The sequence below is a fragment of the Bradyrhizobium monzae genome, from assembly GCF_021458635.1.
Taxonomy (GTDB): Bacteria; Pseudomonadota; Alphaproteobacteria; order Rhizobiales; family Xanthobacteraceae; genus Bradyrhizobium.
The window spans coordinates 324,341-350,806 of record NZ_JAIRDQ010000006.1 but is presented as its reverse complement, the minus strand read 5'-3'; the positions used below and the strand labels follow the sequence as shown (position 1 = coordinate 350,806).

Sequence of the window (26,466 nt, the reverse complement as noted above, 5' to 3'; positions counted from 1 at the left end):
CCCTCAACCAGCAGAAGCCAAGCCAAAAATGCCCGTTCGTCTCGACCGCAGCAGCGCCGATTTTGACCAGCGATTCGCGGCCTTCCTGGCCGCCAAGCGCGAGGTCTCGGCCGATGTCGAGGCCGCCGCGCGCACCATCGTCGATGACGTTGCCAGGCGCGGCGATGCTGCCCTGCTCGAGGCCACGGCAAAGTTCGACCGGCTGACGCTGGATGCATCCGGCCTTCGGGTCTCGGCCGCCGAGATCGAAGCCGCGAAGAAAGCCTGCGATGCCGCGACGCTGGATGCGCTCGAGCTCGCGCGCGACCGCATCGAGACCTACCATCGCCGCCAGCTGCCGAAGGACGAGCGCTTCACCGATCCGCTCGGCGTCGAGCTCGGCTGGCGCTATACCGCGATCGAATCCGCCGGCCTCTACGTACCCGGTGGCACTGCCGCCTATCCGTCCTCGGTGCTGATGAACGCGGTGCCGGCCAAGGTCGCCGGCGTCTCGCGCCTGGTGATGGTGGTGCCGTCGCCTGACGGCAAGCTCAATCCGCTGGTGCTGGCGGCTGCGCATCTTGGCGGCGTCAGCGAGATCTACCGCGTCGGCGGCGCGCAGGCTGTGGCCGCGCTCGCTTATGGCACCGCGACGATTGCGCCCGTCGCAAAGATCGTCGGTCCCGGCAATGCCTATGTCGCGGCCGCGAAACGGCTGGTGTTCGGCAAGGTCGGCATCGACATGATCGCCGGTCCCTCCGAGGTGCTGGTGATCGCCGACGATACCGGCAATGCCGACTGGATCGCCGCTGATCTGTTGGCGCAGGCCGAGCACGATGCCAGCGCGCAATCGATCCTGATCACTGACTCGGCGCGGCTCGCCGCCGATGTCGAGAAGGCGGTCGAAGCGCAATTGAAGACGCTGCCGCGCGCTGTGATTGCCGGCAAGTCCTGGGCCGATTTCGGCGCGATCATCATGGTGAAGTCTCTCGCTGACGCCATTCCGCTCGCCGATGCGATCGCCGCCGAGCATCTCGAGATCATGACGGGTGATCCCGACGCGCTCGCCGCGAAAATCCGCAACGCCGGCGCTGTCTTTCTCGGGGCGCATACGCCGGAGGCGATCGGCGATTACGTCGGCGGCTCCAACCACGTGCTGCCGACGGCGCGCTCGGCGCGGTTCTCCTCGGGGCTCGGGGTCGCCGACTTCATGAAGCGCACCTCGATCCTGAAATGCGGCCCGGACCAACTGCGTGCGCTGGGACCGGCTGCGATGACGCTCGGACAAGCGGAGGGGCTGGACGCCCATTCGCGCTCGATTGGATTGCGCCTCAATCTGTCATGACCCAGCCGCCCGAACAGGACGACTCGACCAATCGCATCGTCGCGGTGACCCTCGACGAGGACTCGATCGGCCGTTCCGGGCCCGACATCGAGCACGAGCGCGCGATCGCAATCTACGATCTGATCGAGCAGAACCTGTTCGCGCCCGACGGTGCGGACGGCAAGGGGCCGTTCACGCTGCATATCGGCATCACCGGCAGCCGGTTGATGTTCGACATCCGCCGCGAGGACAGTACGCCAGTGGTCGTACATCTGTTGTCGCTGACGCCGTTCCGGCGGATCGTGAAGGACTATTTCATGATCTGCGACAGTTACTACCAGGCGATCCGCACCGCGACCCCGGACAAGATCGAAGCCATCGACATGGGTCGCCGCGGCATCCATGACGAGGGCTCGCGCACGCTGCAGGAGCGGCTGAAGGGCAAGGTGCGGGTCGACTTCGAGACCTCGCGCCGGCTGTTCACGCTCATCACTGTTCTTCATTGGAAGGGTTAAGTGCGATGGCGGGTCCGCCACGCGCACGCGATCCGCAATCGGTGCTGTTCGCCTGCGCGATGAACAGCGTGCGCTCGCCGATGGCCGCGAGCCTGCTGCAGCACATGTTTCCGCAAGGGCTCTACGTGAAGTCGGCCGGCGCCAGGACGGGCGAACTCGATCCCTTCGCGGTCGCGGTGATGGACGAGCTGGGGCAGGACATCTCCAGCCACAAGCCGCAGACCTTCGAGGAGCTGGAGGACTGGGAGGGGCTGAATTTCGACCTCATCATCACGTTGTCGCCGGAGGCGCACCACAAGGCGCTGGAGCTGACCCGCACGCTCGCGGCCGACGTCGAGTACTGGCCGACGCAGGATCCCACCACCATCGAGGGCAGCCGCGACCAGAAGCTCGCCGCTTATCGCGAGGTCTGCGACCAGCTCCTGATGCGGATCCGCCGGCGTTTCGCCAAGGTCGGCGCGGCGAGCGGGTAGTATTTGGCTGCCGTAACACCCGCGTCACAGACTAAGGGCACACGCATCGTGGGCCCATCGAATCAGTAAAGTCTGGGTTCCCGGGTTGTGAAATCAGCCCCCTTCCGATAGGTTCCGCGCGAAATTCACCCCTGCTTCATCCCCCAAATCACCCGATGCTCGGCCGCCCCAAATTCGTTCTTGCCTCCGGTTCGCCGCGGCGCCTGTCGTTGCTCAACCAGGCCGGCATCGACCCGGACGCGCTCCGGCCGGCCGACGTCGACGAGACGCCGAAGCGGGGCGAGCTGCCGCGCGCCTGCGCCAATCGCCTGGCGAGGGCCAAGGCCGATGCGGCGCTTAAATCAGTCCAGCTCGACGACGAGCTCCGCGGCGCCTTCATCCTGTCGGCCGATACGGTGGTGGCGGTTGGCCGTCGCATCCTGCCCAAGGCCAATCTCGTGGACGAGGCCGCACAGTGCCTGCGGCTGCTGTCGGGCCGCAACCACCGCGTCTACACCGCGATCACCCTGGTGACGCCGCGCGAGGCGTTTCGCCAGCGCCTGGTCGAGACCCGCGTCCGCTTCAAGCGCCTGTCGGAAGACGACATCCAGGCCTATATCGGCTCCGGCGAATGGCGCGGCAAAGCCGGCGGCTACGCCGTGCAGGGCATCGCCGGCTCCTTCGTGGTGAAGATGGTGGGGTCCTATACCAACGTGGTCGGCCTGCCGCTCTACGAGACCACCACGCTGCTCGGCGGTGAGGGCTTTCCGATCCGCTTCGGCTGGCTCAACGCCACCGCGGTTTGATCGCGGCCCGACAAAAATCTCGAAAACAACCCCATGCACAGTAGAATCGGCCGGCGGGGATTCTGCGCCTGCGCCGCCGGAACCTGTTTGCCGAGAGGTGCTTGAACCCTCTCACCTCGTGTAGATTGCCGCCATCATGAACGACCACGTCAAAAAAACCGCCGGGCACCTTAAAACCTGCCCGATCTGCGGCAAGCCGCAGGCGCCGGCCACCCGTCCGTTCTGCTCCTCGCGCTGCCGCGACGTCGATTTGAACCGATGGCTGAAGGGCTCCTACGTCATCCCCGGTCGCGACGACGAGGCTGACGGCGAAGAATAATCAAGTAATATCAGTTATTTAATCTGGCGCCGGCCGCGCCCCGCGCCCTCCGCGGCAAGCCCGCCCAATCTTGTACACAGCCGGGCCGCCCCCGGCGAAGCCTGTTGGCGAAGCCGGGTGGACAGGCCGCTCTCGGCCCACTATAAACCGCCCGCTCGATGGGCCTTGACCTTCTCTTTGGGTCCTTCCCTCAGCACGCCCAGGTAGCTCAGTTGGTAGAGCATGCGACTGAAAATCGCAGTGTCGGTGGTTCGATTCCGCCCCTGGGCACCATTCCTACGCTTTTCCACGCCGGAGCGCTCACAAACAGGATTGTGTTCGCTGGACGGTCGACGCGAAGAGCGCTCGCAGAATTCGCTCGCTACATTCCGGCTCACCAAATTTGCGTACGTTCAAGCCCCCAGCGAGCAGTAGTCCGCAAGTCGGCGGGTCTGATTCGCGCCGAACGGGCTGCCGATCTCAGGTTCTGCGTTAAGCGCTGAAGAACAGATAGTTGGTCCAGCTGGTGATGCGCATCAGCGCCATGCGAATGATTCCGGCGATTTGCACATTGCCGGTGTAGACCGCGGCATTGCCTTGCGCGCCGGCCGGCAAGCGCAGCTTATCCGCATCGTCCAGCTTGATGCGCACGGCGAAGCGCGCCGTGCCTGGGACGTTGGCGCCCGGGAACAGGCCGCTCGCACTCAATTGCCCTTCGCTGGCAAGGTCGATTGTCGTCAACACCTTTCCCGGAAACACCCGTCCCGGATACATCGGGAAGACCACTTCCGCGTAGTCGCCCGGATGGATCTGCAGATAAGGCCCTTGCATGAACGTGGCCACGACCACGCCCCGATTGCGTTCGTCCCGGTCGCACACGAACGGCAGCACCGACGCCGCGGCGCTCACGACGGCCCCGGGCACGAGCTGGATGTTCGTAACGTAGCCGTCGCAGGGCGCGCGCACGGTCGATTCCTCGACATTGTACTTGGCCTGCGCCAGTTGCTGCCGCACTTGCGCGACCGCGGTGTTCTCGCTGCCGATATTGGACTGATAGGCCAGGCGTGCGCGGTCCTCCGCCGCTTGCGCGCCGGCGACCGCCTGCTTGGCTGCTTCCAGATTGCGCTCGGCGCGATCGAGTGTGGCCTGCGCGACGACCTTCTTCTCGAACAATTCGCTCTGACGTTCGAAGTCTTCGTTGGCGAGCTTGAGCTGGACATTCGCCTTTTCGACCGCGGCCGCGGCCTGATCGAGCGACGACTTCAATTGCGGCACGGTCTGCTCCGCCGCCGCCAACGCTGCCTCCAGCCTTTTGACGTCGAACTGGAATTGCTCGGGATCGATAGCGAAGATCACGTCGCCTTTCTTCATCGGAGCGTTCGGCTGCGCCACCACGTCCCGCACCCGCCCTGGCGCCGTGATATGTGGAACCACCTGCACGACGCGCTGAAAGGCGCGCGCATCCGCCGATGACGGGTGAAAGTTGTTCATCGACACGATGACATAGAAGGCAAAGACCGGTCCAACCGCCGCCAGCGCGAGCGCCAGCGGAAGGCTCAAGCGGATGAGCCGCAGCTTGTCGAAGACAAGCCAGATGATGGCGGCATAGGTGATGAAGATCGCGGCCATCATCGGATGGTCTCCCGTCCCTTGATGCCCGCGAGCCTCGCCTCAAGTGAATCGAGCTGGTGGTCAAGTCTGTCCAGTTCGGCGCCAAGGCTGGACGATGCGCTCCCGGCCGGCGCCGTCGTCTGCGGCTCCTGCTCGGCCTTCAGCTTACGGTAGAGATAGATGATGTAGGCGGAACTGATCAGGGACCACAGCATGGCTACGCTCCACCGGTGGTGGGCTTGGGTAGCTCGCTCTCAATGGCGGCGATGCGTTGGGACAATTGCTGTAGCCTGGACGTCAACGCCGTTCGGTCTTCGGGCGCGCCATGTTCTGGTCCCGCGACCGGTCTGCCAGGCACCAGATAGGCCCACACCATCGCAATCGGCCACAGCACGATTGTGATGATACCCATCCAACCGCAGATACCGATGGCGTCGGCCTGCGGGTGGTTGCGCGAGCGTGCGATCGCACCGGGCAGGCTCCCGAGCTTGTAGATCACATAGGCTATGAGGATCGGCGCCACGACAAGGACGCCCAGCGTCAACCAATGTAAGAACGGGCCAACGCCCTGCAATGTGAACTGCATCGCTTTGCTCTTCGTTTCCGGTGTCGGTCGAATCAATTCGCTATTGGCTCGATTTGAACGTTGTTCTTCCCGAGGTCGTCGATATAGGTCTTGATCGCCTCAAAGCTGGTCGGACGATAAAAGCGAAGCGTCATGGTCCAGCCTTTGACCGTGGTCATGTTGTTCGGCTTGCCGGGCGCATTGAAATGGAAGGTCACGCTGCCATCCGCATTCGGCTTCGCGGTCCGATTGCTATAGGCGTAGTCCTCGGTGGCGATGAAGCCGTCGGGACCGTAGACGGTAACTGAAAAAAATCCGCCTTTGTCATAGTCCAGCGGGGCCTTCGGAAGCGTGATCTTCGATGGCGCGAGTTCGGCGGCCTTGCCGCTGGGAACGATCTTCGGCCAATAAACGGCGTGTTCCTTGGGAAGTCCTGCCCAACCGCCGGCTGCGGCAATGACGAATTGCTCGGGATCGACCGCATCCTTGGTCCCGAAAGCCGTCCAGGAATTGACCTTGGCGGCTTCCCTCAGCAACTCATTTCGGACCTTCGCGAGCGACTCCGGGTCAAAGCCTTTAGGCTGATACGGCTTGGCCGAGACGGCCTCGATCACGTAGCCATCCTGATGCTTATGGGCTTCGTAGAAGCCGTCGCCATCCTCCGGCCGGACCTCGGTGCGAATGTTAAGCCAGACGTAATTCCCCATCGAAACCATGTCCGGCGTGATGGTGATGGACTCTCCCGGATAAAGGTGCGCGAAGGAATACTCGTTCTCGTCGATGATCTGGATGATCGAGTATTTATCCCAAGCCGGGTTCTTGATGACAGCCCCCTTGGAAATGTCCACGACTGCGTGACTGTAAAGGCAATCCTTGTTTTCGCGGATCACCACCTGGTTCTTGACGTTGGAGAATGACCGCGAGTGGCGGATGGTATTGACCGGATGGCTCTTGACGTGTTCGGCGAAATACTTGTCTGTTTCCGCGACCACGAAGTTCTCGCGCGTCACGATGATCTTGCCGTCAGCGGTGCGGCCGGCTTTTGTGACCCATCGGTCGCTTGAGCCAACGGTTTGAGCGTAGACGGGCACCAACAGCGCGACCAGAAAGCCGAGTGAAGTAGTTATCAATCTTGTCTTCACGACGATCCTCCGTTTTTCTGAAAAGAGCTGAAGCCATTGAATCTGCTCGGCGTTTGGAAAGGTCCATTGGCCACTCAGAACCTCGCTGCGTGCGCGGTACAGCCTCATTTCTCCGAGTACTTGATTGTGGTCTTTCCGATAGCGCCATTGAAAGCGAATGGCGCCTGATCGTAGTAGTCGAGCGACACGGGCGAATCCAAATCTGTTCCGATATCGAAGGTCGCATTCGAGGTGAAATGGAGGGACATCGCGGCTGGTACACGACCCTGGCCTACTGCCGCGCCGTTCACCCGCAGTGTGATGTCCATCGGACCGCCGATCTTGTCGACCAATTTCGACTCAATCTCGATGGTCACCTTGCCGGTGGGCAGCTTGCCCTTCGACCGGATTTTCGTCCGCTCGACCTCGAAAAGGTTGAACTCGTAGTTTAGGAGGCCGTCCTTCACGTAACACGTCACACCACCGGAGAAGCCCGCCAGCGCATATAGCACTCCGTTGGCGTTTGGCGGCACATCTGCCTTCATGGTCACCAGGCTGCTGACCTTCCCCAGCTTGGGCGCCGCTGATTCCGGCATGCCAGTTATCGGCTCATCAAAGGTCCACTCGGTGAGGGACGATGCGGGGGCATCCTCAGGATGATAGAGCGTTGTGGACCACAGTCCGCCGCCGATGGGGAGATTTTTGTTCATGGCGGATTCGGTCAGAAAGAGAGCTTTCATCTCTTCAAGCCTTTTCGGCTCCTCGGCCGCTAAGTCCACTGCTTGGCTCCAGTCCTCATCAACGTGGTAGAGCTGCCAAGTGTCCGTCAGGGGCGACCACTCCTTGATGCCCGGCGGCATGCCGCCTACCCATGGCTCGCGCGGACCACGGGCGCTAGCGAACCAACCATCCTTGTAGACACCGCGGCTCGCCATAATGTCGAAGAACTGGATGTGGCGCGTGCCCGGTGCCTTGGGATCGCTGAGCGTGTAGACCATGCTTACGCCGTCGATCGGGTCCTGCTCGAACCCGTTGACCACCAGAGGCGGGGTGATCTTGGTCAGCTCATAGATGGTCGGCACGAGATCGACGACGTGATGGAACTGCGGACGCGGTACCGTGTCGTGCTTGATGCCCTTGGGCCACGAGATCGCCATTGGCTGGCGGGTGCCCCCGAAATAAGCGCCCTGAAGCTTGGTGCCTTGGTAAGGCGTGCTGCCTGCCCAGGCCCAACCCGCATGATACATGTTGTCGGTTTTCGGACCGCCGAGCACATCCATCCCGCCGAGGTCGGCCAATGCCGCAAGGTGCTGTGAAATCTCGGTCGAGATTCCGTTCTGCGCGAGCTGCTCGCTGATCGTGCCGTAGAGGCCCTCCGAGGATGAGCCGTTGTCGCCCCAGACGTAGAAGATGAGGGTGTTGTCGAGCCTCCCCTCCTTCTCGATTTCGTCGATGAGACGACCAGCGTTATAATCCGCATGTTCCGTGAAACCGGCGAATATCTCCATGAGCCGTCGCTGGAATGGCTTTTCACTGTCGGGGATCGAATCCCACGAAGCCATGGAGTCGGCTCGAGGCGTTAGCTTGGCATTCGCTGGAATCCAGCCGAGCTGCTTTGCCCGGGCAAGGGTGCGCTCGCGGTACTTATCCCAGCCGTCGTCGAACTTGCCTTTATACTTGTCGGCCCATTCTTTCGGGACCTGGTGCGGGCCGTGCGACGCGCCTGGTGCCCAATACATGAAGAAGGGCTTATCGGGGGCATAGGCTTTCTGTTCGCGCAGCCAGAGGATGGCGTTATCGGCGATGTCCTCAGACAAGTGATAGTAGCTGTGGCCGCCAGATGTCCTTGGCCGATCTACATAGCTGGTGTTGCGCACCAGCGTGGGCTCGTACTGCGAGGCTTCGCCAGCGAGGAAGCCGTAAAAATATTCGAACCCGTAGCCGGTCGGCCAATAGTCGAACGGCCCCTTCGAGGTGATCTGATCCTCCGGCGTGTTGTGCCATTTGCCGAAGGCCGCGGTGTTGTACCCGTAGTTCTTTAGCGTTTCCGCCACGGTCGCGGACGACTTCGGGATGATCCCGCTGAAGCCGTCGAAGTCGTTAGCCAGCGCCGCGATCTGGCCATTGCCTACGCGGGTATGATTGCGCCCGGTAAGCAGGGCAGCTCGGGTCGGCGAACACATGGCCGTGGAGTGGAAACGATTGTATGAGACGCCCGCGTTTGCCACGCGGCTCAGCGACGGTGTGTTGATTTCTCCACCGTAGGTCGAGGGCGTGCCCGGCCCTAAATCATCCATCAAGATGATCAGGATATTCGGTGCGCCAGCGGCCAGATGGTTAGGCTCAACCCGCTTCTTGTAGGTGGAGCTTTGGATCGTAACACCCGCTTGGGATCCGGAGGGCGTTGGTGGGAAGGGAAGAATCTGCTGCGCGAATGCTGTTGGCGCGAATATCGCACCCCACGCGAGGCTAAAGCCTACAGCAAATGTGTGTGTTGTTTTCATCACAGCCTCCAATGCCGCATCAGGTATCGCCCAGTTTCAAGGTATGCGCTGCTACGAGGTCTTTCGGCTCGTCGGGATCGACCAACTTGCGGACCGCCATATACAAATATCGTGTGCCGACGTTCTCTTGTGTGAAGACATGGTCGCCCGGATCGTGATCGCGACAGCAACGATGGAAGTTGCGAGCTTAGCTCTGCCCAAACAGTAGCGCATTGTTGTATCCTTTTTTACAAAGCCCGCCCGGATGCGGCGATTGCTTCATTCTCCGATGACTTGGTGGCGCGGGCGGTCCTGCGGTCGTTGGACGACGGCAAGGGCGACGATCTCTATCGGACGGCTTGCCACCGTCGCAATGCCGGCGCGCACCCGCGGTCCCTTACTTAGACCGCTCGATATCCGGTAGCTTCCAACTCTTGTCGTAGAAACCCTCCGTCGGGCCGTACAAGCGGAAGTAGGCGAACCAACTCCTGCCCGGGATTGTCTGTGTCCAGTTCGATTCCACGCCTTGGGGAGCTGTCGGACCGAAATAGAGGTCAACCGATCCGTCCGGATTCATTTTGAGCTTGTCGAGATTCGGATTGATTTCGGCATCGTGTTGGGGCGTTTCGATCAGCGCCCGTGTAGCCACGTCATACACCGTCAGAGCCGCAAAGTCCTTTACCGGGACCTTCGGGGGAACATGCAGTCGATACTGATACTCGCCCTTTAGCCAATCGCCGGACTTGTCCTTGTACGCGGCCATGTATTTTTGACCGAAGCCCGGCGGAAAATCTTGCGGAGCCCAGATGAACTGGGCGCCATTGGCCTGATAGAAGCCGATCATGCGCTCCGTGACATAGGTGGAATTCGGTCCCTCCTGATCCAGGCTTGGAAGCAACTGGATGTTTTCCCAATTCGTGCCCGGATACATCTCCTTCACGATGCCGTCCGGGTAGCTGCGTGGCGAGAACGCTTCGTTGACCATCATCAACTTTCCGACGCGCTCGGCATCCACCAATATCTTCTGCATGCGGTCATCGGGTGCGAAGGGCTTGTTGGCAGCGACACCAATTGCGGAAAGCGTGCCGAGCATGATGCGGTCGCGATCCTCGACCGTCTCCTGGTTGATGATTTCATGAACGAGCCGCCAGTAGTCGATGCCCGCTGGACGATTCATTCGAAACTCTTTGCCGCCGTTTTTCGGATCGCCCATCATGACCAGCGTTTTGGTCGGAGGGTTCGATGCATCGGCAAGACGATAGGTTTGTATTTTCCGGAAAAGCTCCACGGCCTGCGCGGCGGTCATGCCTTCCTTCACGGTGATCCTCGTGATGGAGAAGATCCGCCAGGTCTTGGGACGTGCAATGAGATAGCCTTCGGGCACGACACCCGAATAGCCCGGGGGGAGGATGATGATGCGGTCCCCATTGCCCTTGTGGAGACCGACAATTCCGAGATCAAGCACGGCCCTCATCCAGGCATCGAACAAGCCTGCGTTGATTGGACCAGGCGGCAAGATGTGGACGACGGGACCCGTTTCTTTCAGATTGATGTAGTCGTACAGATAGACAACGCTCTGGTTGGGCGTCAGCGTTTCCTGGCCCGGCTGCATGCGCACGTCGTAGACCATGGCGCCCAGGTTCGGTACGCCGGCGCTGTGCATGGCCTTCAGAAACAGCGCATTATTGATCGCGGGCTCTGCCCAGAGAACGCCTTGAACGCCACGCTGAAAGTCGAGTTCATCGTACAGCTTTTGGCGCGTTTCGGGGGTGGGCAGTCCGTGATCAAGCGTCAGCGGGCCAAGCCGTGTCGATATAGTCTCTTGCTTTATAGTCTCTTGCTTTTCCTGCGCGTATGCAGTGCTTGCATTGAAGCAGAGGACCAGGGCGCAGACAGTCAACATTTTTGTCCGCATCTCATTCTTCCTTGAGTTCGTTTCGCAGTGGCAAGCAACAGGGATATCAGGAATGCTAAACGATCTTTTCTAATTCCTTTGAATTGTAGGCAGTGGCCAAGAGCCGTTGATAACGCCTTCTTCGGGCCAGTACGCCCGAATGTACAGCGAGAAATCACCGTCAGGTGCAGGCAACCAGTTCGCCTCTTTGTCGCCGCCAGGATTGTTCGGCTGCACATAGATTGTGAGACTGCCGTCCGCGTCTTTCTTCAAGCCTTTGTTTTTCGTCCCAAGCGAATAGCGGTCCAGTTTGTTTTGAGCGAAGAAATGCTGCTGATTGTAGAGCGTGAGCGACCAAAAGCCTTTCACGGGCGGAGTCTGTCCGGGCTTGAAGGTGACCTTGTAGGCATTCTTGCCGCCTAGGCGCTCACCGTTGCTGTCAAAATCCGCACCGAAATACATTGTCTCGTTCGGCACGTTGGAAAACATGTTGCCTTTGGCGGTTGCGGTTCTCTGGAAGTAGCCGAAGCCGAACCGCGCCGCGTTCTTCTGGGTCCGCCATCCGTTACCCACATCGACGCCGTTGTTGCGGAACTCAAACATGTCCTTGATGACGTTCTTTTCCGTCGTAACCGCAGCCTCTTTGAGAGCGCTTTGCAGCGACGGATTATTCTTCGCGGCATTCAGCACAAAGTAGATTTGAGCGTAGAGCGCTTCTTCGCCAGGCAGGGGCGGAACTTCATTCATCACGACCGGCAACTGCTCGAAAAATTTATCGGGAATGACCCACTGGGTTTCGCCGGAGCTGCCAGCATTGGGATTTTCAATGGTGGGGAGGCCCTTCCAATCGGCGGTCTGCATTTTTCCGGTATACTTGGACAGCGGATAAGCCATGACATGGTTGAGTAGCGGCTGAATGGCATCGCGATCCTGCTTCGTATCGTCCATGAAAACGCGTGGAAAAATCGCAGCGATGTTGGTGGAGGAGCGGTAGACTGCATTGATCCCTGCGGGCGCCTGACCGTGCCAGTTCGGGCCGACCAGCAGGTACATCCCTGGCCTCGTGCCGTACTGAATACCGACTTCAGCAAATGAATCGGAGCGCTGATCGACGATCTGGTAAACCCAGAAGCGATCTGCGAAATCAGGCACCTGAATCACGACCGGTTGCTCGTCGAGCGAAAAGAAGCCGGCGCCATAGACGACATCTTGATTGGGCGAAGTTACAAAGCGCTGTTCGGGAGCAACATAGTCCGACAGCATGGCGAGTTGACCGACCGGAGCCACAGGAAGAACGCCGCCGAGAAGTCCAGGATGTGGCGCGGTGCCAAATACAGCATGCCGGTTGTGCATGTTGACCAGGGGCCAACCCCATATATACGCGAAGCGACCCATCACGTTCGCATACTCGGGCGAAATCGGCGCCCCCGCCACGGGCGACGGGACGTCCTTGCCGCTTTGGGGAGGCGGAACCTGTCCGTCCTGGGCGGTCATCGTTTGCGCGTAGGCCGCTGAACTGAGTGATGCGGGCGCGCCGTCTGCCAGAGGAAGCGTCGCTTGCGCGGCAACGAAAGTAGCGACTGCGGCGACGGACTTCTTGATCATTGTATCCTCCGGTTTTTTAGACAGTCGGTAGGTTCAGATCCGGCCAAACGGTACGCGGCCGGCTTTGGTGGCGTCCTGTCATTTCGCGACAGCAGCGTGGCACCTACGGTGACAGCCGGACGCGGAAGGGTTTGGCGTTACTCTCGCGGGCTTCGCGGAAGTCCGACGGTGAGATTCCGGTCCACTGCCGGAATGCGCGTGTAAAGTTGGCCGGATCCGTGTAGCCGAGGTCGAAGGCGATCTCGATGACCTTGCGGTGAGGGTCCTCGAGCAGTTTCGTCGCGGCTTCGAAACGGACCTCCGCCAGAATGTCGGAATACTGGTGGTGGCACTCGGATAGATTGCGCTGCAACGTTCGGGGGTGTGTGCCCAGCACCTCGGCAAGAACGCTCAGGTGACAGCGGCCCTCGACTATCAGCGCCGCGATAGTCTCCTTGACTGACCTGACAAAACCGGCGCCAGGCACGGAGGCCTCGAAGGCCGTCAGGTCGCGGTTCTCCGCGCGGAACCGCTCGAAAGGTTGGCTGAGAAATTCGGCGGGAAAGGCAAAGCCGCAGGACGCCGTTTGGCGCACATTGTTGGTTTCGAACGCTTCCTGCGTTGCCGGGACATCGTGGTCAGGCGTTATGAGCACTTCGCCGGGCTGCCAGTCAGGTCCAGCGACGTGCCTGATGAGATCCCGCATCAGCAGCAGGGCGCACTGCTGGGCTTCGCGTCTTCCGGGTCCGGTGTCATAGACATGGCGGTGGAGAAACAGGACCTTGGCTCCGGATCGGGTCGGCCAGATTTGCTCGGCGGAGCTGTAATCCGCAAATTGCCGGCGTAGCTTGCCGAGTGCGTCATGCAGGGTTAGGGACCGCGCAAGGCTGCGACCGAAGTCACCAAGGCCCTCGATCCGCGCCTGATCGGCGACCGCGTAGCCGAGGTTCGCGACACCGGCGGACCGAGCGGTCTTGGCCAGGAAAGCGTGCGCCAGATGCATCGGAACGAGTGCTTCCTCGTCCCTGCGCACGACGGCCGGGAGCAGTTCGTCATCGATTGCCCTATCGCAGCGCGCGCCGTGCTTTTCCGCAAACTCGACAAACGGAAGGTAGGCACTGGCGCGCACTTGAGGCACGGGCGTCATTTCACTTGCCTCTCCTTCGGTTACGAGAAAACGCATTGTTTTTCTTGAGCTTATTGCCTCGCAAGCGGGAGCAGGCGGAGCCGGGCGATGCCTCTTCGAACTCGCGCCCAAACGAATTCGCGTCTAAGAAGTTCCTCGTTCTAACATACAACCGTTTGCAATGTTCCCTCTGCCAAAAATGTGGGCGGCAGGCCCGACAGTTGTCGCACCCGGCACCGCCTGATGCTGCCGAGCAATTCGCCTGGTGTCGTCATCTCTTTCCGCCAGCAGGCGAGGTAGCCCGCTAACAGCCGTAGAGGTTGGGTGTTGCGCCTTCCCGGATTTGAACCTGGCCAGGGGTTCGTTGGCTCCAGGCCGACGCCACCCTGTCCCAACGCTGCTCACCGTGGCCCGGTCGTAGGCTTTGCCGAACGTCGGGAGGATTTCCCAACGCACTGCGGGCAGGGCTCGTTGGACTGCGCTTGTCCGCCCTGATCCAATCCGGCCGAACAGCTCTCTTGCGGCTGCATGATGAGTTCGCTCTTCAGCCAGCTAGGGAGCATGCATGTCGTGAACGGCGCCAGGATCCTCGAACTCCGCTCCAGCGATGAGGGTTGCAGCGATGAGTAAAAGCTTGCGCACGAATGCTGCCAGAGCGGCAATCCTTGCTGCCGGACTTTTCGTGACGACCCCTTTGCTCGCTGGTGATCGTCAATACGGTCCCGGCGCAAGTGATACTGAGATCAAGATCGGCCAGACGATGCCCTTTAGCGGTCCGCTCTCGGCATCCTCGGTGATCGGCAAGGTGCAGGCAGCCTATTTCCGCATGATCAACGATCATGGCGGCGTCAATGGACGCAAGATCACGTTGATTTCCTACGACGACGCGGCGACGCCGTCCAAGACCGTCGAGCAGGTCCGCAGGCTCATCGAGGGCGATGAGGTGTTGTTCACGTTCGAGACGCTCGGCAATGCCTCGAACATCGCGGTTCAGAAATATCTCAATGACCGCAAGATCCCTCAGCTCTTCGTGGCCGGGCGGTCGACGCGTTTCGAGGATCCGATCAATTTCCCCTGGACGATGGGATTTGCTCCCAATCTGCGCACGGAGATTCGCGTCTACGCGCATTTCATCCTGGACAATTATCCGAATGCCAGAATCGGTCTGCTCTATCAGAACGATGAGACCGGCAGGGATTATCTGACCGGATTGAAGGACGCGCTCGGCGCAAGGGCAGGCAAATTCATCGTCAGTGACGCTTCATATGATGTGTCGGACCCGACCGTCGATTCGCAGGTCGTGCGCCTCAAGGCGGCCGGTGTCGACGTCCTCATCAACATGGCAGCCTCGAAATTCGCCGCCCAAGTCATCAGAAAGATGGCAGAGCTGGATTGGAAGCCCGTTCACCTCCTTGGCGTAGGCTCGTCCTCGATCGACGCGGTCCTGAGCCCGGCGGGCATCGAGAACGCAAAGGGCATCATCTCGGCGAGCTCGTTCAAGGAGGCCGCGGACCCGACCTGGCGTGACGACGAAGGCATGAAGCGATGGAGCGCCTTCATGGACGGCTACTATCCGGGAGGCGACCGGAAGAGCATCTTCACGGTCTATGGCTATAGCGCCGCCGAGCTGCTGGTGCAGGTCTTGAAGCAATGCGGCGACGATCTCTCGCGCGAGAATGTCATGGCGCAAGCGACGAGCCTGAAAAACGTCAAACTCGATCTGCTGCTCCCGGGGCTCTCCGTCAACACCAGCCCGACCGACTATCGTGTGGTCAAGGAATTCCGGATGATGCGTTTCACAGGCGAACGATGGGAGGCGTTCGGGCCGATCGTCACCGATTGATCCGTGCGCAGGCCAGGGTCGGCACTGTAGTCCCGGGAAATACCGTCTATCCCGGCCCCGCCCCCTTCCTCCCGCGCCCGAGTGCAAATTGCCCGACCGGGCCCTCGACGTGGAATTCCAGTCCCGTCATTCCCGCAAACAGATCGATATTGGCGGTGCCGATGGCGCAGCCATCGAGGTCCATGTCGGTCGCGGCCAGGTAGAACGTCTGGATCAGGCAGCCCACGTCTTTCAGGATCAGCGAGTAGGCGATCGAAGAATATTTCCAGGAGATCCGCCCGAAGCGCGCGGCAATCGTGATCAGGATCTGCGGCGGACCGGATGCGTCCATGGCAAACTCGGCGGCCATCGAGAGTGCCTGGCGTTGATTGGCGGAGGCGTCGATCGCGACCAGGGCGTGGCCGCCGGCGTCGTAGTGATACAGTCCACGCGCAAGCCCCTCGCAGTTCGAGACCGTCAGGTACAACTCCAGCTCATACGCGCTGCCTGCAGCCGGATACGGCCTCGAACTGTAGGTGGCCTCCGGGCCAACGTCGGCATCTGCGCCGCTCTTCCATTCCGACAGAACGCGGGCGGTGGTGTCGAGAAACCGCGCGAGCTCGGCGAGCGTGACCGGATGCCGGTCGTCGAAATCCCGTGTCGAATGGCGCGCGCGCAGCAGCTTCGCGAAGGGCGACGCCGGCTCCGGCGTGACGAATTTGCCGAGGGGGATTGTCTTGCCGGGCCAGGGTGGGCGCACGGCGGGCAGCGGCGGGACAACACCCGCATGCGCGTAGGTACCGCCAACCGGATTGGCATGCCGGCCCTCCGTGCTCCGCGTGTGGAACAAGAGATCGTGGAAATCCCAGAGAGCAAGCTGGCGGTCTCCTTCGTTCGCTCGAAGGCCGTTTCCGTCCTTCGCATCGAGCTTGATCAGCATCTCGCTGTCGAGCAGCAATCCGAGCAGGCCGAGGTTCAGGGAGGCCAGGTGCTGGCGAAGCTTGCCGATTTTTTGAGGCTGCGACAGGGCAGCCAGCGCGGCCGCGATGGCGGGATCGCAAATCCGGAACAGCGCGCCGGCGCGCGGCGATTCCAGCACCATCTCGTTGCCGCGCCGGCGCAGATAAGCGAAGCGCGACAACACGATCGTATCGCTGCTCGACAGCTTTGCGGGTTGCGGCCAGTATTCGGCGCTCTGGGGCTCGATGACCACAAGATCTTGCGCGTCGCGAGGAGAGAACAGGCGATAGTCGAGCAGTCCATGCTGCGCCAGTCGCCGCACCAGGGCATGGACCTGCTGCGCGAGGACGCTCTTGCCGGCGAGGGATGCGAGCGGCAGGCCGGTCGCGAGATGCCCTGCGCGAGCGATTGCTGCGGCGCTGAATTGTCCCAGGCTGACCGAATAGTCGTTCGAGACAGCGGCAATGCTTCCGTCGGCCTGCATGTGAAGGGAGAAGCGGCCGTTCAGTCGGGCGGCGATGATTGGCGCGATTGTCCTGCTCGGCTTTTTCCGGGGAGCGCGCAACGAGACCAGCCTTCAGGTGTGTGGCAGGAACGGAGTCAATTCGCTTTCCAGTCGCGGGCGATCCAGCAACCCAAGCTGCACCGGGACATCGTAAAGCCGGCCGGGCCCGAAGCGGCGATAGAAATGCCGCAGGCCTGGGACGAGCACTCTGACGACGGGGACCTCGACGTCGGGGCGCGTCTGGTCGAGCACGAGGAAATCATATCCTGCCCGGACCGCAATCTCCACGCAGGCATTGACCTGGTCGCGCGTGTTGTCCGCAACCTTGAGGCCGGGCGCTGGCGGGAGAAGCGGATTGTCGCTGGGGATCAGGAACGGATAATCGTCCAGCCGCAGCGGCGTGACACCGTCAAGCGACGGCTTCTCGCCGCTGCCGCCGCTCATCATCCCGATCGACATGAACTGGGTCAGCTCGGTAAGCGAACGCAAAAGCGCGATGCGGCGATCGAAATGCGCGCCGGACCCGAACTCGATATTCTCGTGTCCGTTCTGCATCCAGTGCATGATCGCAACATAGCAGGGAATGCCGAGATCGCTGGTGATGTCGAGCACCCAGAGCCGGCGTCCCGCATCGGCAAACTGGGTCTGGAGATCCCGTACGTAGGAATCCTCGAATTCCCCGAGATCGAGTTCGGCACGTCGAACGCGGTTGTACCACCAGATCGCGTAGGCATCGCGTTCGACCAGTTCGAGGAAGCCTTGAACGATGGCCTCCTCGCGGGTGTTGCCGGCCGCGCATCCGTTGGAATCCGTGTGGAAGCCGCCATAGAAGAAATACAGCAAGCCGGTCGGAAGATATTTGAAGCGCTTGTCGCGCAACGACCAGACCGGCGACCATTCGGTTTTGGTTGCGGGATCGAACGGCTCGGGTACCGGATGTGAATCGTCCGGCAGCGGGGTGTGCCTGTTCTGAAACTGTCTGTCGCTGAAGAACTGGACGTTGTTGGGAAGAAGAGCGTCTCCGGGCGCGAAATCGGCAAAGCGGCGCGTCGTCCTGATCTCGTCCCCCTGGAAAATACCCGAATAGCGCTCGATCGCCTCCATCAGCGCACTGGCCTCGCCCTGCTCGGCCGTGGAGCCCTTGCCGAAGCTGCCGCCGCTCAGGCCGGACCTGAGCTGGTCGATGTTCCAGGCCGGTGCAGAGAAATTGTGGTGCGCGAAAAAATTGGTGTTCATCGGCAGGTCGGCTTCGATCCGCTCGAGCCGCGACACCACGCCCGTCAGCGGGCTGACGTGTTTGCGAAACCGCGCCACGGTCGCTCGCGACGTCACGGTGCGGTACCCGCCGCTGGTCATGACGAGCTTTCTGCCCTCGGCAAGCTCGATCGGCACCGCTGCCCGTCGCGGATTCCTGAGCTTCTTGCTGCCGCAGGCCGAACATTGCGGGCGCTTCGCGACGTAGTGCTTGGCGATGGCAGCTCCGGTCAGGTCGAAGCTTGCGATGTGATCGCTGAGATCGGTGCGAAATCCGGAGGCGATCGCCTTCGCGATTTCAACGGCAGCGAAGTGGATCGCGGTTTCACCTACGGCGTCGCTGACCAGCGGCGATATTGCGACTGCTTGCGCTGCGCCACGATCGAGAAATCCCTTGATCTCGCGATTGCGGATCATGCGATCGTGCAGGCAGGTCCAGCAGGCGCTCTCGCCCGGCGTGAATACGGGTCCCACCAGCGGAAACACGCCGGACGGCTGGACCAGCAGCCAAGGCGTCCCGTCGGCGACGCGCATCCCGTTCAGTTCGGCGAGTTGCCGCTCGAGGTAGTCGTTCACGAGCGTAATGACGAGCCTGGGCGATCGCTTGGTGATGTGAACCCCGAGCTTGCCCAACGCCGCGCTCAGTTCGCCCGCGCCTTTGACGTCGATCGATTCGACCCGTACCGGCCAATTTCGCAGGTTCTCTTCGGCGACCTCCGGAGGCAGGCCGAGGCTTGCCCAATAACCATCAACGGCGCCTGCGTAGGCGTGCGATGTTCCGCTGATGACGTAGCGGCGCTCCAGCAGCCGCCGGATCGCTTGCTCGATCTCGGCTGTGGGAAAACTCTTCGAAAGCTGGCGGATGATCTCCGGCGCAGCCTTGCCGTTTCTTCCGATTGCGCTTGCCACGGCGCAGTAGAGCTCGCCGTGCAGGAAGAACTTGCGGTTCTCGGAATAGAGACAGACCGCATTGGGAGGAAGCAGATAGGCGGTGAAGTTTGGTGCGAAGCGCAAAATGTCCTTGCGGGTCCGCTTCGCAGCACGGCTCTTTCGCTTGACTGTCATCGGGTCAGCACGCGGATCCTGTTGCCGTCATATCCGATTGCCGGCGCACGACGGACGCCTGGCGCGGCCCGACTTGTGCGCCGGGCGCGACCGGCCTTCTTCGAACAAGTTGGAACACACTCGTTCGCCATCGGCAAGCGGAGGAGCAGGGCGAAACGAACGCTGTGGCGACGACAGCAAATTGGCCGGGTCGTTAGCGAACCCGGCCAATGAAATCGCGACCTGTCGATGTCCGGTCAAGAAGCGCCAGCGCCTAACACCAGCGACAGCGGCCCCACGATGCGCAGCACCCTGTGCATGCTATCGGCGCAACAACGGCACAGCCAATGCCAACGCCACAACCAGCGCAACCGACGCCGCAGCGGCAGGCCCTGCAGCCTGCGCAGCCTCGGCAGCCACCGCAACCTCTGCAACCGCCGCAACCTCTGCAGCCACCGCATCCGCGCGCCAGCAGCACGCCGCTGAGGGTTTTTTCGTCACCGGCGAGATGGAAGGTCGCGAGGTTGACGTCGGCGAGTTCTTCCTCGCTGAGCGCACTGAACTGGCCGGGCGCAAAATTCAATCGTTGTTGCGGCTCGTCCGCCGGCACCGCGGACGCCATCGCGCTTCCCGCCATCGAAAAAGTCAGTCCGGCGAATCCGAGCGCCGGTACCGCGGCTTTGGTCATTCGCTTCTTTTTCGAAGCTTGCTTCGCTCGTTGCATGGCCGCATCCTCCATGGTCGGAAGAACTATCTTCTACGGTCATGGTACGCCGAGCAATCAAAGCGGGCAAGATTCACGTGAACACGAAATGTAATGACGCTCGTTCAGATTGCATTCATCTTCATGAATGGCGTTGCCGCAAATTCCCGTCGATGCCAGCGGGCTGCGGCGCATGATGCGGTGCGCAAGCGTCTGTCCGTCCGAACGGGAACAGTAGCGTGGTCGATCAATTCGGGTGCTTCGTTTGGTATGAGCTTCTGACGACGGATATGCCGTCGGCGGCTGCTTTTTACGCCGGGGTGGTTGGCTGGGCGGTGAAAGATGCGTCGAGTCCGGAACTGACCTACACGCTGCTGACTGCAGCCGGCACTCCGGCCGTCGCGCTCATGGATCTCCCCGAAGAAGGGGTGCGCATGGGAGCGACGCCGAGATGGCTCGGCTACGTCGCCGTCGACGACATGGATGGGCGGGTCGCGCAGATCCGCCGGCTCGGGGGCGCGATCCTGGTCTCGCCGACCGACAGCAACATCGGGCGCATTGCGGTGGTCGCCGATCCGCAAGGAGCGACGTTTGCGCTGGTCACCGGGCTGACATATGGCCAATCGCAACCGCGCGGATCGGACCAGCCCGGGCACGTGGGCTGGCACGAGTTGCTGGCTGAAGACCGAAGCAAGGTCTTTCCGTTTTACGGCAAGCTTCTCGGCTGGCAACAGGCCTCCACCGGGGCCGACCCGGCAAGCGTGTATGGCTTGTTTTCGGTGGCCGGGCAGATGATCGGCGGCATGCTTACCAAGCTTCCGAGCGTATCGCAGGCGTGTTGGCTGCATTACTTCAATGTCGACGACGTCGGCGCAGCGGCCCGGCGGGTCAATGCTGGCGGGGGCCGGGTTCTTCAGGAACCGATCGAATTGCCCGATGGTTGCTGGATCGTGCGATGTGTCGATCCCCAAGGCGCCCTGTTTGCGCTGCAGGGGGCGTGGGATGGCATGGCCCGATCCTCCGACCCGGAAGTCACCTGGTCCGCCAAATGGGGTGACATTGCTTCAAAAGGCAGGATCGTGGTTCACAAGACGAAGCGCTAGGACGCGACGTTTCGCGGGTCATCGACCCGGTCATTTCAGGCCCGCTTGTGAGCGGGGAATCCTGCTTTTCAGCGCAGCCGCGCACGGCACCGGATCGCACGCAGCCCCTTTTGGCACTCCGCTTGCTCAGTTGGGACCAAAGCCAGGCCTCAGTGAGAAGGCCGTTTCAGGTTGAGGCAAGTGATGCAGGAAGTGTCCCATTCTGGTGCTGGAGAACTCCGGCTCGACGCATTGATCGCCGATTTGTGGTGGCGCGTCCGGCTGCTCAACACCGACATTATCGAGGAAGAAGCCCGGGCCGGGGTGTTCGACGCGCAGCAGCCGACATATCCGGTGCTCGCAGCGAACCTTCGCGCGCGACGCGACAATCTGGTCTCGACGATCGGCGTGCTCGAGCAGCGTGCGAGATCGACCTCAGAGGCGGCTTGAGAGGCCGCCTCACACCGGAAACGTCAGCGACTTCGCCAGCCTGACCAGGTCGACCTGGCGCCGGCAGCCCGTCTTTTCGAAGACATGAAAGAGGTGGGTTTTCACGGTGGCGACGGACACGCCGAGCAGCCCCGAGATCGCGTCGCGGGTATGTCCCTCGCAGATGAGCTCGAAGATCCGAATCTCCGCCGGCGTCAAATCGTAGAGCTGGTTGAGAGCGACGTGGGACATCTGCGGCGGTCCGGAGGCTGACGCCACGAACAGGGCGGCTGCGGCGCGCTGGATCAGCCCGGCGCGCATATGGCCGCGTCGCAGCGGCAGAACGTGGATGACGAGCGGGTCGCCGCTGCCGCGAAGGATCGGAATGCCGATGCCTTTCTGGCCGAGTGCCGCTTCGTCCTTTGCGGCCTGTGCGATCGCCGATTGCAACGACGTGGTCGTCGTCGCCGACTGAACCGCGATGCGGCCATGTCGCTCCACGATGGGATCGCCGGCTTCGAGCATGGCGGTGGCGGCCGCATTGGCGTGAACGATCCTCGAGTCTCCGTCCGCGAGGACGACGCCGACGGTCAGGGCCTCCACGGTCGCGGCGAATGTCGCGGCTTCCACCGTCTTCATGTCGAACAGATTGCTGATCGTCACGGCGCGCCGGATGTGCGGCGCGAGCAAGCGTAATCCGTTGAGCTGCGTATCGCCGATGGGGCCGGCGGACTCATGCTGGCTGAAGATCGCGTTGCCGATGATCGTCCGGTCGCGCACGAGTCCGACGGCGACAGCGTCGAACAGGCCCTTGGGCACGGCCCATTCACGATAATAGCGATTGCCGGAGATGATGTCCTGCCGGACGGCCTGGGATTGAACGATGGGTTCTCCGAGCGGGTACTGCTGAATGCGCTCGGCGCCGCCCCAGAGCTCGATGATGTCGGGCCCGTAGCCGATCGCGTTCTGGGACATCTGGGTCAGGTCATTTCCTGACACTGCATTGACGACGGCCTTCATGTTGGTGAGGCTGGCCGCCGAAAGCGCGCCGGTGGCAAAGCCGAACTCGGTGCATATCTCGTCCAGAGTTGCAGCCCAGCGTTCCGGCGCGATCACACAATCATAGATTCCGCCGATGAGGTCCGAGAACTTCTCGACCGAAGCCTGCTGCATTCCAAAACCGCTCACTTGAAAAACACGCCGTCACTTGAAAGTTATATCGGAACCAGATCACCGCCTATGACGGATTTCACAACCTTGAGCCAACGGTATCATCGCCCATACGCGGCGCCAACGTGGACGCTAATACGAACCTTTGTGATGCGGCTTGGCGCCTGCCATGATTTCCCGAGTGTCTGCGCGGTGCGTGATCAAAACTGCGGCAGACACGACCTTGATTGCGACATGTCCGCCGCAGCTCGAAGAGCGACATCGGGGTTTGGGTGGTTATGCTAGCCGCCTAGACCACACAGCTGAAGAAACGCCTTCGAAAAGCTGACGTCCACGTTCTCACCTTCAATTTTTACTTTGTAACTGTGGAGTTCAACCCCGCACTCGCTGATCGCTTTGCAAAGAGCACTCGACGGGGCGCCCGGAAGGAGAAGGATCCGATGGTGCTTGGCAAGTTGCGGCAGTAGCTTCGGGTAGACGATCAACTGACCTATTCCGGCGTAGACGTCCGATGCCGTGGTACCGGTCTTGATTTCGAGCAATAGGCTTCCGGTCGCAGTTTCGATCTCGCCGTCGACTTCGTAGCCACGGGCGTGCCTGGGTTTAACGAGATCGCGATTGTCGGCCTCGAGCAGCATCCGCAGCCTATGCGAAACCTCGCCCTGGACGCGATGGCGTTGGTTGGAATTTATATATGGATGCCCGCTCATTTGGCCACCCTGCTCCGGCTTGCCGAAAAGTTGGGTCAGATGCTCGTCGTCCAGCTTTGCAATGGAGGCGGCCGTCGCGTTCCTGGCGAGGCGGCATTGCTCCACGAAAATTGCCGTGCTCCGACAGATTTCTTCTGCTGTGCGGTCCAGTGCCGCCACGATGAACCACGAGCGCTTTGTGGGCTCGCCATTTATTGTTACGTCCGCGGGACCTAGGCCGGTACGTTCTTCGAAGACGTCGCTCTCGATCCGGACAGATAGCGCATTCTTGTGCAAGGTCCCTTGTCTGAGCAGATAAAGCTGACCGGTTGAATCTCGCGCAAGGCCAGACAGGGGATCCTCCGTTCCCTGCGTCGGCTCGTTTAGCTCGACAATCCAGTTCTCGCCTTCACCGTCAAAGCCAAATTTGAGGTTGCTTCCCGTGATGAGGAAGTACACGTCCTCGGGGAGCCACCGGATGCCATGGAGACGTTCTCCGCGCTGCTCGATGGCATTGCGCCAAATGGAAAAAGCTTGGTGGATTTCGGCCTGATTGGTCAGTAGCTGAAGCGATGCCTGCACGGTTACCTTTCCGACTCAGCGCGCCCTGCGGAGCGCCGAAAAATGCAATCTGTCAGTATGAAGGTTTCGGAGATCAAGTTGCGGGACTAAGCTGTGGTTCGCCCACATTTGTGCGGTGTTTCGCTATATTACCGGTAAGCTGAAACGGTCCTAGCGAAATTTCTTTTTCAGGGGACGGAGCCATTAAAATCAGCGGTATCACGACGAGCGCTAGAACTCTGCTACCTTCCTGCCTTTGCCAAGCCCGCCAAGCTCGCCGCCAGCTCGTCGCTCCGGAACGGTTTCGTCAGTCGCGGCAAATCCGGCGTGATGCCTTCGTTGTTGGCGTAGCCTGAGACGACGAGGATCTGGATCTCGGGATATTGGTTGCGCAGTGCGAGGCCGAGGTCAGTGCCGCTCATGCCGGGCATCAGATGGTCGGTGACCAGCAGGTTCGGCCGCAGGCCGTCTTTGACGCGCCGAAGCGCGTCCTCGGCGGAGCTGGCTTCGACGACCCTGTAGCCGAGCTCGCTCAGCATCTCCGAAGTGCTCATGCGCACCAGCGGCTCATCGTCGACCAACAGTGCCGTGCCCGCAGGCAGCGGCCGCAGCTTGGGTTGCGTGACGGCATCGATCGCGCCCGCGGCCGCGTGACTGACCGGCAGCCACAACTCCACCGTGGTGCCTGACCCCACGGCGCTCTTGATCGTCAGCGCGCCACCGAGCTGCGAGGCAAGGCCATGGACCATCGAGAGACCGAGGCCGGTACCTTGTCCGATGCCCTTGGTCGAGAAGAACGGCTCGACGGCGTGGGCCAGCGTGTCTTCGTTCATGCCGATGCCGTTGTCTGCGACCGAGATGCAGACATAGGTGCCCGGCGTAAGTTCCGAGCCGTGCGTACGCTCGATGGTCCGGGCCTTGGCCGAGATGCGCAAGCTTCCGCCGTCGGGCATGGCGTCGCGGGCATTCACGCTGAGGTTCAGGATCGCCATCTCGATCTGGTTGGGATCGGCCATGGCTTCGGGAAGTCCCTCCGGCGTGTCCACCGTGACCTGGATCTGCGGTCCGGTGGTACTGGAGATCAGCTCGCCCATGTCGGTGACGAGCTGGCCGATGTTGACCGGGATAGCCTGAAGCGGCTGCCGGCGGGCGAAAGCAAGCAGGCGCTGCACCAACGTCTTGGCGCGGTCAGCCGCCTGTGCGGCTCCGGCAACCAGGCGATGCTCGCGCTCGCCGCCGATGCCCTTGCGCTGAAACAGGTCGAGCAGGCCGACGATCGGCGTCAGCAGATTGTTGAAATCGTGAGCGACGCCGCCGGTGAGCTGGCCCATGGCCTCCATCTTCTGGGCCTGACGCAGCGCCTCCTCGGCCTGTGCGAGCCGCGCCTGCTCCTCCAGGCGATCGGTCACGTCGATCCCGGTCAGGAAAGCGCCGATCCGCGTGCCGTCAGGGGCAAGGAGTGTCTCGAACTTCATCTCAAAGACGCGGCGGTCGAACCGGGGATCGCCGAACTCCTCGATATTGGTGAAGGCTTCGCCGGCCAGGGCGCGGCCCCAGATCGCCGTGGCCGCGGCGAGATGCTCGGGCCGGTCGGCCAGGAACTCGTGCAGGGAATCGCCGACCTTCGGCCGCTTGCCGTAGATGCGCTGATAGGCGTCCGCACAGGATGCGTTGATGGCGAGCCAGCGATAATCGAGATTGAGCGCCTGGATCTGTCCGTCGGTGGTTTCCACGATGGTGGCGAGCAAATGACGCTCTGCGGTGCGTTCGGCGACGCGCTGCTCGAGCGTCTCGGCCAGCTCCCGGTAGCGCGCTTCGCTCGCCCGCAACTGGGTCTCGCCCAGCACGCGTTCGGTGGTCTCGGAGACGAGGCAGAGCACGCCGCCGACCGAGCCGTCATCGTCGGACACGGCCGAGTAGGAGACGTCCCAATAGCTGGTCTCGCCGTAGCCATGACGCTCGACGTAGAAGGGACGGTCCTTCGCCGCGAATGTCTTTCTTGTATTGCGGACGCCGGCCAGCAGCGGTTCGAGATCGTCCCATAGCTCTCCCCAGTTCTCGATCGCGGGCCGGCCGAGGGCGCGGGGATGATTGGCGCCGATACCGGGCGCATAGGCGTCATTGTAGAGCGCGACGAAATCAGGGCCCCAGAACAGGACGATCTGGGCTTGCGCGGCCAGCATCATGCCGACCGTCGTCTTCAGCGCCTGGGACCATTGGTGGGGAGGACCGAGCGGCGAGTCCGACCAGTCGAGCGTGCGCGTCATCGCACCAAGCTCGCCTCCGTTGGAGAGGAAGCCCACATCAGTTGACTGCCGAGCAGCTTTCTCCGACAGCAATGGGATCCCCTCGCGACGCGTGACATGGGCATCCTTGCCCATTCGAGCCCGACTATCGAGGACTCGTACTCAACGGCTCCCAACGCCCGGCGGGACTTTCGGTTCCATCGCTGTGGTGTCGAGCTGCCCTTGTGCTATTGCTGCTCCACG

22 protein-coding genes and 1 tRNA gene are annotated in these 26,466 nt (G+C 61.6%); 10 read left to right on the top strand and 13 right to left on the bottom strand.

Going from position 1 to position 26,466, the window contains the following annotated elements; genetic code table 11:
• Positions 1 to 28: 28 nt before the first annotated feature.
• From hisD to K3F49_RS23470, 6 genes are all read left to right on the top strand, one after another.
• Positions 29 to 1,324 carry a histidinol dehydrogenase gene (gene hisD, locus K3F49_RS23495; protein WP_234683319.1) on the top strand — a complete coding sequence of 432 codons (1,296 nt, stop codon included), beginning with the start codon at positions 29 to 31 and terminating at the stop codon, positions 1,322 to 1,324.
• A complete protein-coding gene (locus tag K3F49_RS23490) occupies positions 1,321 to 1,818 on the top strand; it encodes a UPF0262 family protein (protein ID WP_234683318.1) in 498 nt (165 codons plus the stop codon). The genes hisD and K3F49_RS23490 overlap by 4 nt, the downstream gene beginning before the upstream one ends.
• A gap of 5 nt (positions 1,819 to 1,823) precedes the next feature.
• Positions 1,824 to 2,291 carry an arsenate-mycothiol transferase ArsC gene (locus K3F49_RS23485; protein WP_234683317.1) on the top strand — a complete coding sequence of 156 codons (468 nt, stop codon included), beginning with the start codon at positions 1,824 to 1,826 and terminating at the stop codon, positions 2,289 to 2,291.
• A gap of 155 nt (positions 2,292 to 2,446) precedes the next feature.
• On the top strand, positions 2,447 to 3,076 hold the full coding sequence (locus tag K3F49_RS23480) for a Maf-like protein (RefSeq protein ID WP_148774643.1): 630 nt from the start codon (positions 2,447 to 2,449) through the stop codon (positions 3,074 to 3,076).
• Between the two features lie 136 nt (positions 3,077 to 3,212).
• On the top strand, positions 3,213 to 3,395 hold the full coding sequence (gene yacG, locus K3F49_RS23475) for a DNA gyrase inhibitor YacG (RefSeq protein ID WP_234683316.1): 183 nt from the start codon (positions 3,213 to 3,215) through the stop codon (positions 3,393 to 3,395).
• 197 nt (positions 3,396 to 3,592) lie between these two features.
• Positions 3,593 to 3,668 (top strand) — tRNA-Phe (locus K3F49_RS23470).
• 198 nt (positions 3,669 to 3,866) lie between these two features.
• Here K3F49_RS23470 and K3F49_RS23465 read toward each other — a convergent pair.
• The 8 genes from K3F49_RS23465 to K3F49_RS23430 form a co-directional block, all read right to left on the bottom strand.
• A complete protein-coding gene (locus K3F49_RS23465; protein WP_234683315.1) occupies positions 3,867 to 5,006 on the bottom strand; it encodes an HlyD family secretion protein in 1,140 nt (379 codons plus the stop codon).
• The gene (locus K3F49_RS23460) at positions 5,003 to 5,200 is read right to left on the bottom strand and encodes a hypothetical protein (RefSeq protein WP_234683314.1); all 198 of its coding nucleotides are present in this window, start codon (positions 5,198 to 5,200) and stop codon (positions 5,003 to 5,005) included. Before K3F49_RS23460 ends, K3F49_RS23465 begins: the two co-directional genes overlap by 4 nt.
• Positions 5,201 to 5,202: 2 nt before the next feature.
• Positions 5,203 to 5,571, bottom strand: coding sequence for a DUF3302 domain-containing protein (locus tag K3F49_RS23455; RefSeq protein ID WP_234683313.1), 369 nt, complete (start codon positions 5,569 to 5,571; stop codon positions 5,203 to 5,205).
• Positions 5,572 to 5,603: 32 nt separating this feature from the next.
• On the bottom strand, positions 5,604 to 6,800 hold the full coding sequence (locus K3F49_RS23450; RefSeq protein WP_234683312.1) for a DUF1254 domain-containing protein: 1,197 nt from the start codon (positions 6,798 to 6,800) through the stop codon (positions 5,604 to 5,606).
• Positions 6,797 to 9,175 (bottom strand): arylsulfatase, encoded by a 2,379-nt coding sequence (locus K3F49_RS23445; protein ID WP_234683311.1) that lies wholly within the window; start codon positions 9,173 to 9,175, stop codon positions 6,797 to 6,799. The genes K3F49_RS23450 and K3F49_RS23445 overlap by 4 nt, the downstream gene beginning before the upstream one ends.
• A 376-nt stretch (positions 9,176 to 9,551) precedes the next feature.
• Positions 9,552 to 11,069: a DUF1214 domain-containing protein gene (locus K3F49_RS23440; protein WP_234683310.1), complete on the bottom strand. Its 1,518-nt coding sequence runs from the start codon at positions 11,067 to 11,069 to the stop codon at positions 9,552 to 9,554.
• Positions 11,070 to 11,138: 69 nt separating this feature from the next.
• Positions 11,139 to 12,653 carry a DUF1254 domain-containing protein gene (locus tag K3F49_RS23435; protein WP_234683309.1) on the bottom strand — a complete coding sequence of 505 codons (1,515 nt, stop codon included), beginning with the start codon at positions 12,651 to 12,653 and terminating at the stop codon, positions 11,139 to 11,141.
• Between the two features lie 103 nt (positions 12,654 to 12,756).
• Positions 12,757 to 13,815 (bottom strand): helix-turn-helix transcriptional regulator, encoded by a 1,059-nt coding sequence (locus K3F49_RS23430; RefSeq protein WP_276575412.1) that lies wholly within the window; start codon positions 13,813 to 13,815, stop codon positions 12,757 to 12,759.
• A gap of 565 nt (positions 13,816 to 14,380) precedes the next feature.
• Here K3F49_RS23430 and K3F49_RS23425 point away from each other — a divergent pair.
• Positions 14,381 to 15,601 carry an ABC transporter substrate-binding protein gene (locus K3F49_RS23425; protein ID WP_234683308.1) on the top strand — a complete coding sequence of 407 codons (1,221 nt, stop codon included), beginning with the start codon at positions 14,381 to 14,383 and terminating at the stop codon, positions 15,599 to 15,601.
• A gap of 46 nt (positions 15,602 to 15,647) precedes the next feature.
• Here K3F49_RS23425 and K3F49_RS23420 read toward each other — a convergent pair whose 3' ends face one another.
• Positions 15,648 to 17,024, bottom strand: coding sequence for a SagB/ThcOx family dehydrogenase (locus K3F49_RS23420; RefSeq protein WP_234683465.1), 1,377 nt, complete (start codon positions 17,022 to 17,024; stop codon positions 15,648 to 15,650).
• Positions 17,025 to 17,117: 93 nt separating this feature from the next.
• Positions 17,118 to 19,364, bottom strand: coding sequence for a TOMM precursor leader peptide-binding protein (locus tag K3F49_RS23415; protein ID WP_234683307.1), 2,247 nt, complete (start codon positions 19,362 to 19,364; stop codon positions 17,118 to 17,120).
• A 503-nt stretch (positions 19,365 to 19,867) separates the two neighbouring features.
• On the opposite strand from K3F49_RS23415, the gene K3F49_RS23410 reads away from it, so the two are divergent.
• From K3F49_RS23410 to K3F49_RS23400, 3 genes are all read left to right on the top strand, one after another.
• Positions 19,868 to 20,161, top strand: coding sequence for a hypothetical protein (locus K3F49_RS23410; protein ID WP_234683306.1), 294 nt, complete (start codon positions 19,868 to 19,870; stop codon positions 20,159 to 20,161).
• Between the two features lie 124 nt (positions 20,162 to 20,285).
• On the top strand, positions 20,286 to 21,149 hold the full coding sequence (locus tag K3F49_RS23405) for a VOC family protein (protein ID WP_234683305.1): 864 nt from the start codon (positions 20,286 to 20,288) through the stop codon (positions 21,147 to 21,149).
• Between the two features lie 183 nt (positions 21,150 to 21,332).
• Entirely contained in the window at positions 21,333 to 21,578 is a 246-nt protein-coding gene (locus tag K3F49_RS23400; protein WP_234683304.1) for a hypothetical protein, read from the top strand.
• Positions 21,579 to 21,587: 9 nt separating this feature from the next.
• Here the strand turns inward: K3F49_RS23400 and K3F49_RS23395 are convergent, their stop codons facing one another.
• The 3 genes from K3F49_RS23395 to K3F49_RS23385 all read right to left on the bottom strand — a co-directional run bounded on the left by K3F49_RS23395 (position 21,588) and on the right by K3F49_RS23385 (position 26,244).
• The gene (locus K3F49_RS23395) at positions 21,588 to 22,730 is read right to left on the bottom strand and encodes a helix-turn-helix transcriptional regulator (protein ID WP_234683303.1); all 1,143 of its coding nucleotides are present in this window, start codon (positions 22,728 to 22,730) and stop codon (positions 21,588 to 21,590) included.
• Between the two features lie 278 nt (positions 22,731 to 23,008).
• A complete protein-coding gene (locus K3F49_RS23390; protein WP_234683302.1) occupies positions 23,009 to 23,998 on the bottom strand; it encodes a hypothetical protein in 990 nt (329 codons plus the stop codon).
• A 221-nt stretch (positions 23,999 to 24,219) separates the two neighbouring features.
• Positions 24,220 to 26,244 carry a hybrid sensor histidine kinase/response regulator gene (locus K3F49_RS23385; RefSeq protein WP_234683301.1) on the bottom strand — a complete coding sequence of 675 codons (2,025 nt, stop codon included), beginning with the start codon at positions 26,242 to 26,244 and terminating at the stop codon, positions 24,220 to 24,222.
• Between the last annotated feature and the right edge of the window lie 222 nt (positions 26,245 to 26,466).

Coding starts and splice junctions, on each gene's coding strand:
- hisD (WP_234683319.1), top strand. CDS start 29: ATGCCCGTTCGTCTCGACCGCAGCAGCGCCGATTTTGACCAGCGATTC.
- K3F49_RS23465 (WP_234683315.1), bottom strand. CDS start 5,006: ATGATGGCCGCGATCTTCATCACCTATGCCGCCATCATCTGGCTTGTC.
- K3F49_RS23455 (WP_234683313.1), bottom strand. CDS start 5,571: ATGCAGTTCACATTGCAGGGCGTTGGCCCGTTCTTACATTGGTTGACG.
- K3F49_RS23485 (WP_234683317.1), top strand. CDS start 1,824: ATGGCGGGTCCGCCACGCGCACGCGATCCGCAATCGGTGCTGTTCGCC.
- yacG (WP_234683316.1), top strand. CDS start 3,213: ATGAACGACCACGTCAAAAAAACCGCCGGGCACCTTAAAACCTGCCCG.
- K3F49_RS23440 (WP_234683310.1), bottom strand. CDS start 11,069: ATGCGGACAAAAATGTTGACTGTCTGCGCCCTGGTCCTCTGCTTCAAT.
- K3F49_RS23480 (WP_148774643.1), top strand. CDS start 2,447: ATGCTCGGCCGCCCCAAATTCGTTCTTGCCTCCGGTTCGCCGCGGCGC.
- K3F49_RS23460 (WP_234683314.1), bottom strand. CDS start 5,200: ATGCTGTGGTCCCTGATCAGTTCCGCCTACATCATCTATCTCTACCGT.
- K3F49_RS23420 (WP_234683465.1), bottom strand. CDS start 17,024: ATGCAGGCCGACGGAAGCATTGCCGCTGTCTCGAACGACTATTCGGTC.
- K3F49_RS23435 (WP_234683309.1), bottom strand. CDS start 12,653: ATGATCAAGAAGTCCGTCGCCGCAGTCGCTACTTTCGTTGCCGCGCAA.
- K3F49_RS23445 (WP_234683311.1), bottom strand. CDS start 9,175: ATGAAAACAACACACACATTTGCTGTAGGCTTTAGCCTCGCGTGGGGT.
- K3F49_RS23385 (WP_234683301.1), bottom strand. CDS start 26,244: ATGACGCGCACGCTCGACTGGTCGGACTCGCCGCTCGGTCCTCCCCAC.
- K3F49_RS23450 (WP_234683312.1), bottom strand. CDS start 6,800: ATGAGGCTGTACCGCGCACGCAGCGAGGTTCTGAGTGGCCAATGGACC.
- K3F49_RS23400 (WP_234683304.1), top strand. CDS start 21,333: ATGCAGGAAGTGTCCCATTCTGGTGCTGGAGAACTCCGGCTCGACGCA.
- K3F49_RS23425 (WP_234683308.1), top strand. CDS start 14,381: ATGAGTAAAAGCTTGCGCACGAATGCTGCCAGAGCGGCAATCCTTGCT.
- K3F49_RS23395 (WP_234683303.1), bottom strand. CDS start 22,730: ATGCAGCAGGCTTCGGTCGAGAAGTTCTCGGACCTCATCGGCGGAATC.
- K3F49_RS23430 (WP_276575412.1), bottom strand. CDS start 13,815: ATGCGTTTTCTCGTAACCGAAGGAGAGGCAAGTGAAATGACGCCCGTG.
- K3F49_RS23490 (WP_234683318.1), top strand. CDS start 1,321: ATGACCCAGCCGCCCGAACAGGACGACTCGACCAATCGCATCGTCGCG.
- K3F49_RS23415 (WP_234683307.1), bottom strand. CDS start 19,364: ATGACAGTCAAGCGAAAGAGCCGTGCTGCGAAGCGGACCCGCAAGGAC.